Here is a 16,138-nt window from a genome sequence, read left to right as displayed (position 1 = left end):
ACACCACCTCGGCTGCCATCCCGGCGGCCACCTTGACCGCCACCGCCTCTCCGCCCGATGTCCTCTCCCACGGCCCTGCAGATCGCCGGCGCCGCGCTGTTCGCGCTGGCGCTGGTGCACACCTTCTCCACCCGCTTCTTCGAGCACCTGGCCCATACCCGGCCGCGCCATGCCGGCCTGTGGCACCTGCTGGGCGAGGTGGAGGTGGTGTTCGGCTTCTGGGCCGCCGTGCTGGTGCTGGTGATGGCGGCACTGGCCGGCCCGGCCCAGGCCGTGGCCTATGTGGAGGGCCGCAACTTCACCGAGCCGATGTTCGTGTTCGCCATCATGGTCATCGCCGCCACACGGCCGGTGCTGCAGCTGGCCGGCGGCCTGGTGCAGACACTGGCGCGCGCGCTGCCGCTGCCGCGCCTGACCGCGCTGGTGTGGCTGCTGCTGGCCGGGGTGCCGCTGCTGGGCTCGTTCATCACCGAGCCGGCGGCCATGACGCTGGCCGCGCTGATGCTGCGCGACACGCTGTTCGCCCGCCCCGCCAGCCAGCGGCTGAAGTACGCGGTGCTGGGCGTGCTGTTCGTCAACATCTCGATCGGCGGCACGCTGACGCCATTTGCCGCGCCGCCGGTGCTGATGGTGGCCGGCGTGTGGCAGTGGGACATGGCGTTCATGCTGCAGCACTTCGGCTGGAAGGCGGCGCTGGCGGTGCTGGTCAACGCCAGCGGCCTGGTGCGGCTGTTCGGGCGTGAGCTGCGCGCGCTGTCCTCTGTCGCATCGCCTGAAGGCGGCTCGTCACCCGACACCCGCCCACCGGCCCCGGCGCTGCTGGTGGCCGTGCACCTGCTGTTCCTGGTGGGCGTGGTGGTGTTCGCGCACCACCCGCCGGTGTTCATCGGCCTGCTGCTGTTCTTTCTGGGCCTGAGCGCCGCGTACGAGCGGCACCAGGACCCGCTGATCCTGCGCGAGGCGCTGCTGGTGGCCTTCTTCCTGGCCGGGCTGGTGGTGCTGGGCGGGCAGCAGCAGTGGTGGCTGCAGCCGCTGCTGATGGGCATGGACGCGCAGGCCGTGTTCTATGGCGCCACGGCCCTCACCGCGCTGACCGACAACGCCGCCCTCACCTACCTGGGCTCGCTGGTGCCGGGCCTGAGCGACGAGTTCAAGATCGCGCTGGTGGCCGGCGCCGTCACCGGCGGCGGCCTCACCGTGGTGGCCAACGCCCCCAACCCGGCCGGCGTGGCCATCCTGCGTGGCCAGTTCAGCGATGGCGCCATCGCGCCGCTGAAGCTGCTGCTGGCGGCGCTGGCGCCCACGGCGGTGGCGGCGGCGGCATTCCGGCTGCTGTGAGCGGCGCGGGCGGTGGCCCGCTGGATCAAGCCGCGCGGCGGCGACGCTGCCGCACGGCACCTGCCGCCGCCACGGCCAGCACTGTCAGGGCCAGCGAGCCGGGCTCGGGCACCGGAAGTCGGGTGAAGGTCACCTTGGGTTCGGTGGCCGAATCGCAAATGGCGAACTCGGAATCGAAGGGGCAATGCCCGCCCAGTTGATCGACGCCACCCGATACATGAGTCGACATGGCGCTCAACCTGGCCGTATCGCCGTTGATGAAAAGCCCATACCGATAGTCCTTGTACCAGGACGGCACGTCGGTCAAGTTGTGTGCGGGATCTGGAGCCAGCCAGTCGCCGGGGAACACCAAAGGTGAGCCGAACTTCAGCAGGTTGGTGAACACGCCGGTAAGTTCGCCACCAGACACCGTGATGTCGTACAGCGACAACTTCAGCGCCGGCTGGAAGAAGTTCAGCACGTCCACGTTGGCGGGCTGCAGGTGGTTGGACAGGGTCACCGAGGCCGACAGCACCTGGCTGGTCGTGCACACCGCGTCGCCAAAGCTCGCGCTGCCCAGCGCCAGACAGGCGTCGGGAATGTCGACGACAACGGTTCCCGACCAGTCCAGGTTGGTGAAGTTGCCGCCGAAGGCCGGATCCCAGGTACCCACATATGCGGCCGCCTGCGCGCCGCCCACCGCCGACAAAGCCAGCGCCGCCGCCAGCATCGATGCCTTGAAGTTCATGTGCCTGATCCCTGTGCTGAGGCCCGGCAACCGCCCGGCGCGCGCCCATCCGCGGCGATGTCGCTCGCGGCATGTGCGCAGGATTTTTCCATCGCACCGGGGCGCCCGTCCGCGCTTTGCCGGCCAGACCCCCTGGACACGGGGCCCCTGGGTCGGCCACACCGAGGGCCACAAGCCGGCCGGGCGCCGCGCTCAGGCCCGCCGCAACGCCAGCGCGACGCGCACCGCCTCGGCGCTGTCCCAGCGGCGCCCTTCCAGTTGGGCAGCGTCGCGTTCGTCGGGCGGCATTTCAGTCTGCAGCGCCTGCAGCCACGCAACCCATCGTTGCTGCGCCATGGCCGGCCGGGTCAGCGCCAGGCGATCGCGCAGATGGTCCACCGCGGCACCCAGTTGCGCCGCCATGCGCGGCTGGGCCAGGCGTTGCGCCAGGGCCGCGTGGTCTTCCAGGCAGGCCAGCAGCTCGTCGCGCATCTCGCTGGCCTGGAAGCGCGTGATCGCCTGTGCCAGCCGCGGCGCGGCCGCGGCCACGTCGCCCGCGGCCAGGTCGGCGCGGCCCAGCCAGCGCAGCGCGTTGGCCTCGTTGCGCTGGTCGGCCGCGGCCAGGCACAGCGCCAGCGAGTGCTCGAAGTGACCGCGCGCCCGCGCCACGTCGCCCAGCTCGAAGGCCAGTTCGCCCAGCATGCGCTCGCACTCGGCCTCGACCTCGCGGTGGCCGATCTGCCGGGCGAGCGCCAGGCCCTGCGCCAGGTGCTCGCGCGCCGGGCCGGCCTCGCCCTGGGCCATGGCGTATTCGCCCAGGTGCTGCAGGCCGATGGCCTCGCCGATGCGGTCGCCGATGCTGCGGAACAGCGCCAGCGCCTCGCGCTCATGCGCCGCGGCGGCCGCCACGTCGCCGCCGTGCCGCACCGCCATCGACAGCGAGGACAGCGCCGCGGCCACCTCCACCGGCTGGCCGCTGCGGCGGCGCAGCGCCAGGCAGTCTTCCAGCATCTGCCGGGCCTGGGCATGGTCGCCCTGATAGCCGGCCAGCACCGCGCCCACGTACAGCGCATGGGCGCGCGCCAGGTCCGAGGCCTGCACCGCCGGCAGCGCCAGCGCGGCGGCCACCACGGCGCGCCCCTCGCCGGCATAGCCGCGCAGGGCCCAGAAGCCTTGCAGGGCCACGGCCATCTTCACCGCGATGAAGGGATCGACCCCACCGTCGAGTGCCAGCGTGATGGCGGCACGCACATTGTCGAGATCCGACTCCAGGCGGCCGATCCACAGCGGCTGATCCGGCCCTTTCAGGCCGTCGCGCGCCTGCTTGGCCAGGCCGAAGAAGTGCTGGGCGTGGCGCGCCGCGCTGGGGGCGGCATCGTCGGCGGCGTCGAGCTTTTCGCGCGCGTAGTCGCGGATGGTCTCCAGCATGCGCAGGCGCGCCGATGCCTCAGGCCCCAGACGCGCCAGCAGCGACTTGTCGGCCAGCGAGGCCAGCAGCGCCGGCACCTCGGCGGGCGCGATCGGCGCGGCGCCGCACACGGCCTCGGCGGCTTCGGTGTCAAAGCCGCCGGCAAACACGCTCAGGCGCTGCAGCAGGGCCTGTTCGGACGGCGTCAGCAGCTCGTACGACCAGTCCACCAGCGAGCGCATGGCCTGGTGCCGCGCCTGGATGCGGCGGCTGCCGCCGGCCAGCAACTCGAAGCGCTGCGCCAGCCCAGCATGGATCTCGGCCACCTCCAGCGTGCGCAGCCGCGCCGCCGCCAGCTCGATGGCCAGCGGAATGCCTTCCAGCCGCGCCACCAGCTGCGCCACCGTGGCGGCCTCGTCCGGCCGCAGCGCGAAGTCGGGCCGGTGGGCCTGGGCGCGGTCGATGAACAGCCGCACCGCGGTGGAGCGGCCCAGCGCGGCCAGATCATCCGCCGCGCCGGGCAGCGGCAGCGGCTGGATCGGGAACGAGTGCTCGCCCGGCAGGTCCAGCGGCTCGCGGCTGGAGGCCAGCACGCTGAGCTGTGGCACGGCGCGCAGCAGCTCGTCGATCAGGTCGCCGGCGGCCTCGAGCAGATGCTCGCAGTTGTCGATCACCAGCAGCAGGCGGCGCGAGCGCAGCGTGGCGATCAGGCTGTGCAGCAGCGGCCGCTCGGCCTCCTCGCGCACGTTGAGCACCTGCGCCGCCTGCGCCACCACCAGGCCGCCATCGCGCAACGGCGACAGGTCGATGAACCACACGCCGTCCGGAAAGCGGTGCCGCACCTCCTGGGCCAGCTGCAGCGCCAGGCGGGTCTTGCCCAGCCCGCCCATGCCCAGCAGCGTGATCAGCCGGGCCTGGCCCAGGCGCGCCTGCAGCTCATCCAGCTCGCGCTCGCGGCCGACGAAGGACGTCACCGGCTGCGGCAGGTTGTTCGGGATCTCGCGCACCGGCAGCCAGCGCTCGCCGCTGCGCACCACGCGGTAGACCTTGTCGCTGTCCACCGGGTCAGGCAGCGCCGCGCCGGGCGGGCTGGCCTCGAACACCTCCAGCGGCTCGCTCAGGCCTTTCATGACCCAGTGCCCGCAGGAGCGCAGCGCCAGGCCGGGCCCGCCGCCGGCCGCCAGCAAGGCGTCGCGCGCCGGCGGCGTCAGCAACACCTGCCCGCCCTGGGCCAGCGACATCACGCGGGCGGCGGTGGGTTTGGCCAGGCCCTCCACCTCCAGCGGCTTGGCGCCGCGCGCCACGTCGTCGGCGCTGTTCTCGCGCAGCAGCACCGCGCCGGTGTGGATGCCCGCACGCGCCCGCAGCGGCACCGGCAGCGCCTGCAGCGCCTGGTGGTAGGCCTGGGCATAGCCCAGCGCATCGCCCACGCCGTCGAACAGCAGCAGCATGCCGTCGGTCTTGTCGATCTCGCGGCCGCGCCACCGCGGCAGCAGGTCGCGTGCGGCGCGGTCATGGGCGGCCCAGATCCGGGCCATCTGGCTGTCGCCGAGCTGCTGCGACAGCTGCGTGCTGTCGACCACGTCGGTCAGCAGCAGGGTGCGTACTTCACTCATCCTCGGGTGCAACGGCGGTGTGGGCTCAGGCCCGTCGGGGGCTGGGCAACACATTGTCACCGCTGCACGCTGCGGCGCCGCATCCGCGGTGCGGCGCTGCCAGAATGGCCTCATGAACCTGATGGACTTCCACACCGGCTGGCTGCTGCTGGCGGCCGCCATCGGCCTGTCGCTCACGCCCGGCCCGAACAGCCTGCTGGTGCTGACCCACGGCGCACTGCACGGCCATCGCCGCACGCTGTGGACGGTGGCCGGCGGCGCGCTCGGCTTCGTGGCGCTGATCGCCCTGTCGCTGGCCGGCATCGGCGCGCTGCTCAAGGCCTCGGCCGGCGCGCTGATCGTGCTGAAGTGGGTGGGCGGCGCCTACCTGGTGTGGCTGGGCGTGCAGCTGTGGCGCGCGCCGCCGATCCGGCTGCAGAGCGGGAACGGTCAGGACGGCCCGGGCGGTCCGGCGGCCGACGGCCGGCCCGCCACGCTGTTCCGCCAGGGCCTGCTGACGGCCGTGTCCAACCCCAAGGCGCTGCTGTTCTACGGCGCCTTCCTGCCGCAGTTCATCGACGGCGCGCGGCCGCTGCTGCCGCAGTTCATCACCATGGCCGTGGTGTTCGGCGTGGTGGAATGCCTCGTCGAGATCGGCCTGGCCATGCTGGCCCACCGCGTGCGCCCCTGGCTGGAACGCCTGGGCCGACGCTTCAACCGCGCCTGCGGCGGCATGTTCGTGGCGATGGGCGCTGCCTTGCCGATGACGCGCTGAGCCCACGCGCCGCGACAGCCTGACCACCGGGCGCGACAAACTGTCGCGCCCTGTTACGGGGCAGCCCGAATTGCATCGTGTAGCCTGTGGATGCGCCAATATGCAACGTATGCTCAAGCGCGCATATCGCCGCTCGTCCAGTCGTTCGCACAGTCCGTTGGGAGAAACCCGCCATGAGTGATTCGAAGCAAGCACCCCTGTCGCGCCGGCGCGTGTTTGCCGGCGCCGGTGCGGCTGGCGCACTGGCCGGCGTGGCCATGCTGGCCTCGCGCACCGAACCTGCCGCCCCGGAGGTCGCCCAGGCGCCCCGGCCCGCCCCCGAGACGGGTGGCGGCTACCAGCTCACCGAGCACGTGAAGCGCTATTACCAGACCACCAAGGTCTGAGCCCGTCCCGCGCCCTTTGACGACCGTGGCTGCGCAGCCTTGCGCAGCCCTGCCCCGATTTCTGGAGACGCCATGCTGCTGACCCGCCGATCCACCGCCACCGGCCCGAACACCTCGGGCCTCGTCAACAGCCTCGCGCGCGGCGTCGCGCGGGCCGTGCCCACGATGGACCGCCGCGCCTTCCTGCGCCGCTCGGGCATGGGCGTGGGCGCCGGCATCGCCGCCAGCCAGCTCACGCTGGTCAAGAAGGTGCAGGCCGCCGACAGCAAGGCCGCGGCCGACGGCGGCAAGAAGGTCGAGGTCAAGCGCACGGTGTGCGGCCACTGCTCGGTGGGCTGCGCGATCGACGCCGTGGTCGAGAACGGCGTCTGGGTGCGCCAGGAGCCGGTGTTCGACAGCCCGATCAACCTGGGTGCCCACTGCGCCAAGGGCGCCGCGGTGCGTGAGAACGGGCATGGCGAGTACCGCCTGAAGAGCCCGATGAAGCTGGTCGACGGCAAGTACAAGAAGATCAGCTGGGACGAGGCGCTCAACGAGATCAGCCAGAAGATGCTGGCGCTGCGCAAGGAAAGCGGCCCCGACAGCGTGTACGTGGTGGGCTCGTCCAAGCACAACAACGAGCAGGCCTACCTGCTGCGCAAGTGGATGACGCTGTGGGGCAGCAACAACTGCGACCACCAGGCGCGCATCTGCCACTCCACCACCGTGGCCGGCGTGGCCAACACGTGGGGGTATGGCGCGATGACCAACTCCTACAACGACATGCAGAACGCCAAGGCGGCGCTCTACATCGGCTCCAACGCCGCCGAGGCGCACCCGGTGAGCATGCTGCACGTGCTGCATGCCAAGGAGACCGGCTGCAAGATGATCGTGGTCGACCCGCGCTTCACCCGCACGGCGGCCAAGGCCGACCAGTACGTGCGCCTGCGCTCGGGCACCGACATCGCCTTCCTGTTCGGCGTGATGTACCACGTGTTCAAGAACGGCTGGGAAGACAAGAAGTACGTCGAGGACCGCGTCTACGGCATGGACAAGGTGCGCGACGAGGTGCTGGCCAAGTGGACGCCCGACAAGGTGCAGGAGGTCTGCGGTGTCGACGAGGCCACCTGCCTGCAGGTGGCCAAGACCATGGCCGAGAACCGCCCGAGCACCATCGTGTGGTGCATGGGCCAGACCCAGCACACCATCGGCAACGCCATGGTGCGCGCCTCGTGCCTGCTGCAGCTGGCGCTCGGCAACATCGGCAAGAGCGGCGGCGGTGCCAACATCTTCCGCGGCCACGACAACGTGCAGGGTGCCACCGACGTGGGCCCCAACCCCGACTCGCTGCCCGGCTACTACGGCCTGGCCGAAGGCTCGTTCAAGCACTTCGCCAAGGCCTGGGGCGTCGACTTCGAGTGGATCAAGAAGCAGTACGCGCCGGGCATGATGTCCAAGTCGGGCATCACGGTGTCGCGCTGGATCGACGGCGTGATGGAGAAGAACGAGCTGATCGACCAGGACAGCAACATCCGCGGCATGTTCTTCTGGGGCCATGCGCCCAACTCGCAGACCCGGGGTCTGGAGATGAAGAAGGCCATGGACAAGCTGGATCTGCTGGTCGTGGTCGACCCCTTCCCCAGCGCCACCGCGGCCATGGCCGCGATGCCAGGCCAGGGCGGCAACGCCAACCGCGCGGTGTACCTGCTGCCGGCCACCACGCAGTTCGAGACCTCGGGCTCGTGCACGGCCTCCAACCGCAGCATCCAGTGGCGCGAGAAGGTCATCGACCCGCTGTGGGAAAGCCGCACCGACCACATGATCATGTACCAGCTGGCGCAGAAGCTGGGCTTCGACAAGGAGCTGGTCAAGAACTACAAGATGGTCAAGGGCAAGGGCGGCATGGACGAGCCCGAGACCGAATCCATCCTGCGTGAAATCAACAAGTGCGTGTGGACCATCGGCTACACGGGCCAGAGCCCCGAGCGCCTGAAGGCCCACATGCGCAACATGAACGTCTTCGACGTCAAGACGCTGCGCGCCAAGGGCGGCATCGACAAGGAGACGGGCTACAAGCTGGACGGCGACTTCTTCGGTCTGCCCTGGCCCTGCTACGGCACGCCCGAGCTCAAGCACCCGGGCTCGCCCAACCTGTACGACACCAGCAAGCATGTGATGGATGGCGGCGGCAACTTCCGCGCCAACTTCGGTGTCGAGCGCGAGGGCGTCTCGCTGCTGGCCGGTGACGGCTCGCACTCGGCCGGCGCCGATCTCACGATGGGATACCCCGAGTTCGACCACCTGCTGCTCAAGAAGCTGGGCTGGTGGGACGAACTGTCCGAGGACGAGAAGAAGGCCGCCGAAGGGAAGAACTGGAAGACCGATTCGTCGGGCGGCATCATCCGCGTGGCCATGAAGAACCATGGCTGCCACCCCTTCGGCAATGCCAAGGCGCGCGCGGTGGTGTGGAACTTCCCCGACCCGATCCCGCAGCACCGCGAGCCGCTGTACAGCAACCGCGCCGACCTGGTCGAGAAGTACCCGACGCACGACGACAAGAAGGCCTTCTGGCGCCTGCCCACGCTCTACAAGACCGTGCAGGAGAAGAACAAGGACATCGGCAAGACCTACCCGCTGGTGATGACCTCGGGCCGTCTGGTCGAGTTCGAAGGCGGTGGCGAGGAAACCCGCTCCAACCCCTGGCTGGCCGAACTGCAGCAGGACATGTTCGTCGAGCTCAACCCCAAGGCGGCCAACGACCGTGGCATCCGCAACGGCGACTACGTCTGGGTCAAGACCCCGCCGATGCAGGCCGTGCCCGAGTTCAAGGGCATCAAGGTCAAGGCGCTGGTCACCGAGCGTGTGGGTGCGGACACGGTGTTCCTGCCCTTCCACTTCTCGGGCCGCTGGGGCGGCGTGGACCTGCTGCCCTACTACCCCGAGGGCGCCCACCCGGTGGTGCGCGGCGAGTCGGTGAACGTGGCCACGACCTATGGCTACGACAGCGTGACGATGATGCAAGAGACCAAGACCACGGTCTGCCAGATCGAAAAAGCCACGGCGTAAGGAGCCCCCATGGCCCGCATGAAATTCATCTGCGACAGCGAGCGTTGCATCGAGTGCAACGGCTGCGTCACGGCCTGCAAGGCCGAGCACGACGTGCCCTGGGGCGTGAACCGCCGCCGCGTGGTCACGCTCAACGACGGCCAGCCCGGCGAGAAGAGCATCTCGGTGGCGTGCATGCACTGCTCCGACGCGCCCTGCATGGCCGTGTGCCCGGTCGACTGCTTCTACCGCACCGACGAAGGCGTGGTGCTGCACGACAAGGACGTGTGCATCGGCTGCGGCTACTGCAGCTATGCCTGCCCGTTCGGCGCGCCGCAGTTCCCCAGCAACGGCACCTTCGGCCTGCGCGGCAAGATGGACAAGTGCACCTTCTGCGCCGGTGGCCCCGAGGCCAACGGCAGCGCCGCCGAGTTCGAGAAGTACGGCCGCAACCGCCTGGCCGAAGGCAAGCTGCCGGCCTGCGCCGAGATGTGCAGCACCAAGGCCCTGCTGGGCGGCGATGGCGACGTGGTGGCCGACATCTTCCGCACCCGCGTGCTCACCCGCAACAAGGGCAGCGAGGTGTGGGGCTGGGGCACGGCCTACGGCAAGCCCACGGGCGGCGCCACGCCGGCCCCCGCCAAGCCGGAGACCAGCAAGTCATGATGCGTCCGACCCTCACCCTGCTGGGCACCGTGGCCGCCGCGCTGGTGCTGTCGGCCTGCAGCGAGAAGCCGCAGACCGCCACCACGCGCAAGGCCGACGACAAGCCCTGGGACAACGCCAACGCGGGCTACATCGCCTCGGGCTACAAGGCCGGTGACGCCTCGGCCTGGGAAACCCAGATGCGCGCGCGCAACCAGGCGCAGAACGAATACAACCGCACCCAGACTGCGCGCTGACCGCGCCGCTGCAAGGAGCCTCCATGCGACATGGTTGGATGCGTCAAGCGACGCTGGGCCTCGGCCTGGTGCTGGCCCTGGCCGGCACGGCCGGCGCACAGCCGGCCGCGGCAGGCGCGGTGGCGTCGGCCCCGGCGGCCGTGGCCGCCCCCGAACCCAAGCCCGACGACACCAATGCCCAGCGCGCCAAGAGCCAGCCGGGCAACAACGCGCCGTTCTGGCGCGCGGTGCGCGAATCGGGCCAGCAGCAGGGCTACACCAGCCTGCCCGGCGCCGAGAAGGGCACGCTGATCCAGAGCTTCGTGCAGTACCCCGGCTCGCGCCTGACCACGGCCGGTGAGGCCTGGCGCCAGGTGCGCAACCAGTGGATCATTCCCTACGGCGGCTCGCTGCTGCTGATCGCCGTGCTGGCGCTGGCCATCTTCTACAAGACCAAGGGCCCGCTGGGCGGCCACCATGCCGACACCGGGCGCAAGATCGAGCGCTTCACGCCCTTCGAGCGCGCGGCGCACTGGGCCAATGCCGGGGCTTTCGTGGCACTGGCCGTCTCGGGCATCGTGATGGCCTTCGGCAAGTTCTTCCTGCTGCCCGTCATCGGCAGCACGCTGTTCGGCTGGCTGACCTTCCTGCTGAAGAACGTGCACAACTTCGTCGGCCCGCTGTTCGCGGTGTCGCTGCTGATCGTCATCGTCACCTTCATCAAGGACAACATCGCCAACTCGGCCGACTTCGTCTGGCTCAAGCGCGCCGGCGGCATGCTGGGCGGCGGCGGCGAGGTGCCCTCGCACCGCTTCAATGCGGGCGAGAAGGGCATGTTCTGGTGGGGCGTCACGGTGCCCGGCATCGTGATCGTGGCCTCGGGCCTGGTGCTCGACAAGCTGGTGCCCGGCTTCGGCGAGTTGCGCGGCGAGATGCAGATCGCGCACATGGTGCACGCCGTGGCCGCGATGGTCATGATGACCGCGCTGATCGGCCACATCTACATGGGCACCATCGGCGTCAAGGGCGCTTTGGGTGCGATGAAGACCGGCTGGGTGGACGAAGGCTGGGCCAAGGAACACCACGAGCTCTGGTACGACGACGTCAAGGCCGGCAAGATCCCGGCGCAACGCTCGGGCCAGCCCGCCCCCGGCGGCGTGGCCAGCCCGGTGGCCCGCGCCTGAAGCCGCCAGAACAACGATTCGAGGACCGACCGATGAAGCGCATCCTGACCCTGAGCGCCCTGGGCCTGAGCGGCCTCAGCCTGCTGGCCGGCACGGCACTGGCCAAGCTGCCGCCGCCCAGCGACGAGGCCAAGGCCAAGGCCGCCGAAACCGCGGCCAAGACCGCGCACGGCAACAAGGTGGCCGACTTCCAGCTGTGCAAGAGCATGGACCGCGTGGCCGCCGCCTACCGCGATGGCGCCAAGAAGGCCGGCAAGCCTGCCTCGGCGCCCACCGAGACGCCGGCCTGCGCCGACCCTGGCCCCTTCGTCTACACACCGCCGGCGCCGGCCTCGGCCCCGGCGGGTGCAGCCCCCGCCACAGCCACCACAACGGCCGCGGCACCCGCCCCCGCCGCTGCGCCGGCACCGGCCAAGAAGTAGGCCGCCGCGCACCGCCCGGCCCCAGCCCGCCGCCAGGACCTGCACCGCATGCTGCCCGACCCCGTCTCCGCGCTTGCCTTGCCCGCCGACCCCGCCGTCGCCGAGGGCGCGCCGCAGCTGTCGTGTGCGCGCGTCGAGCCGCTGCGTGAGATCGAGATCCTCGACGAGTACGGTGAGCGCCGCCGCATCCTGATCCCCTTCGAGCGCCCGCTGACGATCTACGTCGACAAGCGTGAGCTGGTCACGCTGATGACGCTGGGCGCGCAGCCCGAGCTGCTGGTGCTGGGCTACCTGTTCAACCAGCGCCTGGTGCAGCGCCTGGACGAGATCGCATCCATCCAGGTCGACTGGGAGGTGGGCGCCGCCGCCGTCACCACCCACCAGGGCCTCACCGAGATCGAGTCGCGCACGGCGCAGCGCGTGGTCACCACCGGTTGCGGCCAGGGCACGGTGTTCGGCGACGTGCTGTCGCATGTGGAATCGGTGCGCCTGCCCGATGCCCGCACGGCGCGCATCAGCCAGAGCGGCCTGCGTGCGCTGCTGGACGTGGTGCGCCAGCAGGACAGCCTGCACCGCCGCGCCGGCTCGGTGCACGGCTGCGCGCTGTTCCAGGGCAGCCAGATGCTGATGTTCGTCGAGGACGTCGGCCGCCACAACGCCATCGACACCATCGCCGGCTGGATGGCGCTGCACGGCGTGCAGGGCGGCGACAAGGTGTTCTACACCACCGGCCGCCTGACCAGCGAGATGGTGATGAAGTCGGCGCAGATGGGCGTGCCCATCGTCGTTTCGCGCAACGGCGTCACGCAAATGGGCCATGAGCTGGCCACGCGCCTGGGCATGACGCTGTTCGGCCGCGCCGCCAACCGCCACTTCCTCTGCTACACCGGCTTCGAGCGCTTCGACGCCGAGCCGCTGCCCGCGCAGGCACCCGCCGTGCGCGTGGTGGCCGGCTGACAAGATGAGCCTGACCCGACCTGGTCTGCGGGTGGCTGTTCGCATCGAGCGCGAGCACCAACCCAACCAGTGGGAAGACTGGCGCCACCGCATCGCCGAAGTGCTGGTCGACGAAGGCCAGTTCGGCAGCGCCGACGCCGCCCACACGGGCCCACGCCTGCTGCGCGACGACGGCCGCAGCGCGCAGTTTCTGCACCTGGGCTTCGAGGTGGCGCTGTACGCCGACGAGGGCGAGGGCTACTACCTGAACCTAAGCAGCGGCGCGCCGGTGTGGTTCGTGATGTGGCGCAGCGACGAGGCCGATCCGTCGCGCGCCTGGCCCGAGGCGGTGAGCCTGTCGTACAACGAGGCCGGCCGCTGGCTCGACGCGCAGGAGCGCGTGGACAACGTGCCACTGCCCGCCGCCGTGCGCGACTGGCTGCAGGCCTACACCGACGAGCACTACCGCCCCGAGCCCAAGCAGCGCAAGCGCCCGGCCTCGTTCCGCGCGCCCGAGCGGCGCTGAGGCCGGCGCAGCCCGCGCCGAGCCGCCGCCAGGCCCCGCCCCACCGCATCGCCCCATGGCCGACGACTCCCCGTTCCTGTCACGCTGGTCGCAGCGCAAGGCACTGGCCCGCCAGGGCCAGCCGCTGGCGGAGCCCCCGCCGCCTGCGCCACCCGCACCCGCACCCGCGGCCGTCGCACCCGCGGCCATCGCGCCTGTGCGCGCCGCCCAGCCCCAGGCCGCGCCCGCGCCCGCGCCCGCGTCGGTGTCCGGCCGCGCCGCGACCAGCGCCTCGACGGCGCCCCCGGCGCCAACCGCCACACCACCCGCGCCCACGCTGGACGACGTGGCCCGTCTGCCGCCCGATGCCGCCGACTACTCGCGCTTCGTCGCCCGCGGCGTGCAGCCCGAGGTCAAGAACGCGGCGCTGAAGAAGCTGTTCACCGATCCGCACTTCAACGTGATGGACGGGCTGGACATCTACATCGACGATTACTCGAAGCCCGACCCGCTGCCGGCCTCGATGCTGCGCCAGATGGTGCAAAGTCGTGCCCTCGGCCTGTTCGACGATGACGAGCAGGACGCCACGAAGCCTGCGCCCCGCCCGGCGCCGGACGACCCCGCGGTCGCCACGGCGGCGGCCCCGCACGACTCCCCCGCTGATCCCGTCCCCGCCCACGCTCCCGACGCCCTGCCCCATGAAGACGCTGATCTGCGATTGCAACCGCACCCTGCCGCTGGACCCGAAGGCGCTGCAGCAGGTGCTGAGCCGGCGCCCGGGCGCCAGCACTGAGGGCCTGGACACGCTGCACACCGGCCTGTGCCGGCGCGAGGCACCGGCCTTCCAGCGCGCCGCCAAGCAGGCGGCCGCCAGCGGCGACGAGTTGCTGGTGGCCTGCACGCAGGAGCAGCGCCTGTTCGTCGAGCTGAACGACCTGACCGAGGGCGCGCGCCCGGTGGCCGAGCAGCCGATCCGCTTCGTCAACCTGCGCGAGACGGCCGGCTGGTCGCGCGAGGGCGCGCAGGCGACGCCCAAGATGGCGGCGCTGATCGCCGCCGCGCAGCTACCGCCGGCCGCGCCGGTGGCCACCCACACCTACCGCTCGGGCGGGCGCTGCCTGGTCATCGGCCCGGCCGAGGCGGCCGAGGCCGCCGCCGCGCGTCTGGCCGACAAGCTGGACGTGAGCCTGCTGCTCGATGGCGCCGGCAGCGCGCTGGCGCAGCGCCGCGAGCAGGCGGTGCACAGCGGCCGCATCACGCGGCTGGCGGGCTGGCTGGGCGCGTTCGACGTGGCCTGGGAAAGCAGCAACCCGATCGACCTGGACCTGTGCACGCGCTGCAATGCCTGCGTCGAGGCCTGCCCAGAGGGCGCGATCGGGCTGGACTACCAGGTGGACCTGTCGGCCTGCAAGAGCCACCGCGACTGCGTGCGCGTGTGCGACGCCGCCGGCGCCATCGACTTCGCCCGCGCGCCGCAGGCCAGCGACGAACGCTTCGACCTGATCCTCGACCTGCGCGCCGCGCCGGCCTTCAGCCAGCACCAGCCGCCGCAGGGCTACTTCCATGTGCCGCCGGGAGCCGACCATGAACGTCGCCTGTTCGATGCGCTGCTGGCGCTGCGCGAGCTGGTGGGCGAGTTCGACAAGCCCAAGTTCTTCCACTACGACAAGCGCCTGTGCGCGCACAGCCGCAACCAGCAGACCGGCTGCAGCGCCTGCATAGCCGTGTGCTCCACCCGCGCGATCCGCAGCGATGCGCTGCTCAAAGGCAAGACCGGCGGCCGCGCGCCCTTGCCGGCCGCCACACCGGTGGGCCCGGGCGGCGGCCCCACCGGCGGCGTGATCGTCGAGCCGGCGCTGTGCGTGGGTTGCGGCGCGTGCAGCACCGTGTGCCCCAGCGGCGCGATGCGCTTCGCCTACCCCGATGCCGCGCACCAGGGCCAGCGCCTGCGCACGCTGCTGGGCACCTATGCCGCCGCCGGCGGGCGCCACGCCGCGCTGCTGCTGCACAGCGAAGGCGCGGGCCGGAAGCTGGTGGACGAGCTGGGCCGCGCCGCGCGGCTGGACAAGAGCGTGAACGGCCTGCCGGCGCGCGTGATCCCGGTGCCGCTGTGGCACACCGCCAGCGTGGGCCTGGAGTTGTGGCTGATGGCCATCGCCCAGGGCGCCTCGCAGGTGATGGTGCTGCTGACCGCCGAAGAGGCGCCCGAGTACCGCCAGGCGCTGGCCGAGCAGATGGCGCAAGGCCAGGCGCTGCTGGCCGGCCTGGGCTATGGCGAGGGCCACCTGCGCCTGATCGAAGCGCGCGACGCACGCGACCTGCCGGCGCTGGATGCCGCACTGCGCTGCGCGCCCGCCACCACCGTGCGCCAGGCCGCCACCATGGCCGCGCAGACCGACAAGCGCGGCACGCTGGAGCTCGCGCTCGACCACCTGCGCACCCAGGCCCCGGCCACCGTGCCCGAGGCCATCGCGCTGCCGGCCGCCGGTGCGCCGTTCGGCAGCCTGCGCGTGGATGCCGAGCGCTGCACGCTGTGCCTGTCGTGCGTGGGCGCCTGCCCGTCCAGCGCGCTGGCCGACAACCCCGAGCGGCCGCAGCTGCGCTTCATCGAGAAGAACTGCGTGCAGTGCGGCCTGTGCGCCACCACCTGCCCCGAGCAGGCCATCACGTTGCAGCCGCGCCTGCTGCTGGCCGACGAGGGCCGCGCGCGCAAGGCCACGCGCGTGCTGCACGAGGTGCCGCCCTATGCCTGCGTGAAATGCGGCAAGCCCTTCGGCACGCTGAAGGCCGTGGAGAACATGGTGGCCAAGCTGGCCGGCCACAGCGCCTTCCAGGGCGCGGCGCTGGAACGCCTGAAAATGTGCCAGGACTGCCGCGTGGTGGACATGTTCAGCAACCCCAACGAGACCCGGATCACCGACCTATGAGTGCCGACACATCCGGCAAGGACCGCGACGCCGCCGTGCGCGCACTCGGCT

14 protein-coding genes are annotated in these 16,138 nt (G+C 71.2%); 12 read left to right on the top strand and 2 right to left on the bottom strand.

All coding sequences use genetic code 11. The features are described 5' to 3' along the window. The first annotated feature begins 57 nt into the window (after window positions 1-57). Entirely contained in the window at window positions 58-1,338 is a 1,281-nt protein-coding gene (locus AACH10_RS20620) for a putative Na+/H+ antiporter (protein WP_341412389.1), read from the top strand. Window positions 1,339-1,363: 25 nt separating this feature from the next. Here the strand turns inward: AACH10_RS20620 and AACH10_RS20615 are convergent, their stop codons facing one another. Next, window positions 1,364-2,065: a PEP-CTERM sorting domain-containing protein gene (locus tag AACH10_RS20615; protein ID WP_341412388.1), complete on the bottom strand. Its 702-nt coding sequence runs from the start codon at window positions 2,063-2,065 to the stop codon at window positions 1,364-1,366. Between the two features lie 192 nt (window positions 2,066-2,257). After that, window positions 2,258-5,068, bottom strand: a complete 2,811-nt coding sequence (locus AACH10_RS20610; protein ID WP_341412387.1) for an ATP-binding protein — start codon at window positions 5,066-5,068, stop codon at window positions 2,258-2,260. Window positions 5,069-5,189: 121 nt separating this feature from the next. Here AACH10_RS20610 and AACH10_RS20605 point away from each other — a divergent pair, with 121 nt between their 5' ends. The 11 genes from AACH10_RS20605 to AACH10_RS20555 all read left to right on the top strand — a co-directional run bounded on the left by AACH10_RS20605 (window position 5,190) and on the right by AACH10_RS20555 (window position 16,087). Next, on the top strand, window positions 5,190-5,822 hold the full coding sequence (locus AACH10_RS20605) for a LysE family translocator (protein WP_341412845.1): 633 nt from the start codon (window positions 5,190-5,192) through the stop codon (window positions 5,820-5,822). 173 nt (window positions 5,823-5,995) lie between these two features. Next, window positions 5,996-6,208, top strand: coding sequence for a formate dehydrogenase (locus AACH10_RS20600; protein ID WP_341412386.1), 213 nt, complete (start codon window positions 5,996-5,998; stop codon window positions 6,206-6,208). Window positions 6,209-6,280: 72 nt separating this feature from the next. Next, the gene (locus tag AACH10_RS20595) at window positions 6,281-9,253 is read left to right on the top strand and encodes a formate dehydrogenase subunit alpha (protein ID WP_341412385.1); all 2,973 of its coding nucleotides are present in this window, start codon (window positions 6,281-6,283) and stop codon (window positions 9,251-9,253) included. 9 nt (window positions 9,254-9,262) lie between these two features. After that, window positions 9,263-9,898: a formate dehydrogenase FDH3 subunit beta gene (fdh3B, locus tag AACH10_RS20590; RefSeq protein ID WP_341412384.1), complete on the top strand. Its 636-nt coding sequence runs from the start codon at window positions 9,263-9,265 to the stop codon at window positions 9,896-9,898. Then, a complete protein-coding gene (locus AACH10_RS20585; protein WP_341412383.1) occupies window positions 9,895-10,134 on the top strand; it encodes a hypothetical protein in 240 nt (79 codons plus the stop codon). Before fdh3B ends, AACH10_RS20585 begins: the two co-directional genes overlap by 4 nt. 38 nt (window positions 10,135-10,172) lie before the next feature. Continuing rightward, entirely contained in the window at window positions 10,173-11,297 is a 1,125-nt protein-coding gene (locus tag AACH10_RS20580) for a formate dehydrogenase subunit gamma (RefSeq protein ID WP_341412382.1), read from the top strand. A gap of 32 nt (window positions 11,298-11,329) precedes the next feature. Next, complete coding sequence (locus AACH10_RS20575) at window positions 11,330-11,719, top strand: hypothetical protein (RefSeq protein WP_341412381.1); 390 nt, start codon at window positions 11,330-11,332, stop codon at window positions 11,717-11,719. 48 nt (window positions 11,720-11,767) lie between these two features. Continuing rightward, window positions 11,768-12,676: a formate dehydrogenase accessory sulfurtransferase FdhD gene (locus AACH10_RS20570; protein WP_341412380.1), complete on the top strand. Its 909-nt coding sequence runs from the start codon at window positions 11,768-11,770 to the stop codon at window positions 12,674-12,676. Between the two features lie 4 nt (window positions 12,677-12,680). Next, complete coding sequence (locus tag AACH10_RS20565; RefSeq protein ID WP_341412379.1) at window positions 12,681-13,181, top strand: DUF3305 domain-containing protein; 501 nt, start codon at window positions 12,681-12,683, stop codon at window positions 13,179-13,181. 55 nt (window positions 13,182-13,236) lie between these two features. After that, complete coding sequence (locus AACH10_RS20560) at window positions 13,237-13,953, top strand: DUF3306 domain-containing protein (protein WP_341412378.1); 717 nt, start codon at window positions 13,237-13,239, stop codon at window positions 13,951-13,953. After that, window positions 13,859-16,087 (top strand): 4Fe-4S dicluster domain-containing protein, encoded by a 2,229-nt coding sequence (locus AACH10_RS20555; protein ID WP_341412377.1) that lies wholly within the window; start codon window positions 13,859-13,861, stop codon window positions 16,085-16,087. Before AACH10_RS20560 ends, AACH10_RS20555 begins: the two co-directional genes overlap by 95 nt. Window positions 16,088-16,138: the final 51 nt, after the last annotated feature.

Origin of the sequence: Pseudaquabacterium inlustre (assembly GCF_038066595.1) — a bacterium.
GTDB classification, from domain to species: Bacteria; Pseudomonadota; Gammaproteobacteria; order Burkholderiales; family Burkholderiaceae_C; genus Pseudaquabacterium; species Pseudaquabacterium inlustre.
This window is presented reverse-complemented; position numbering and strand designations above follow the sequence as displayed.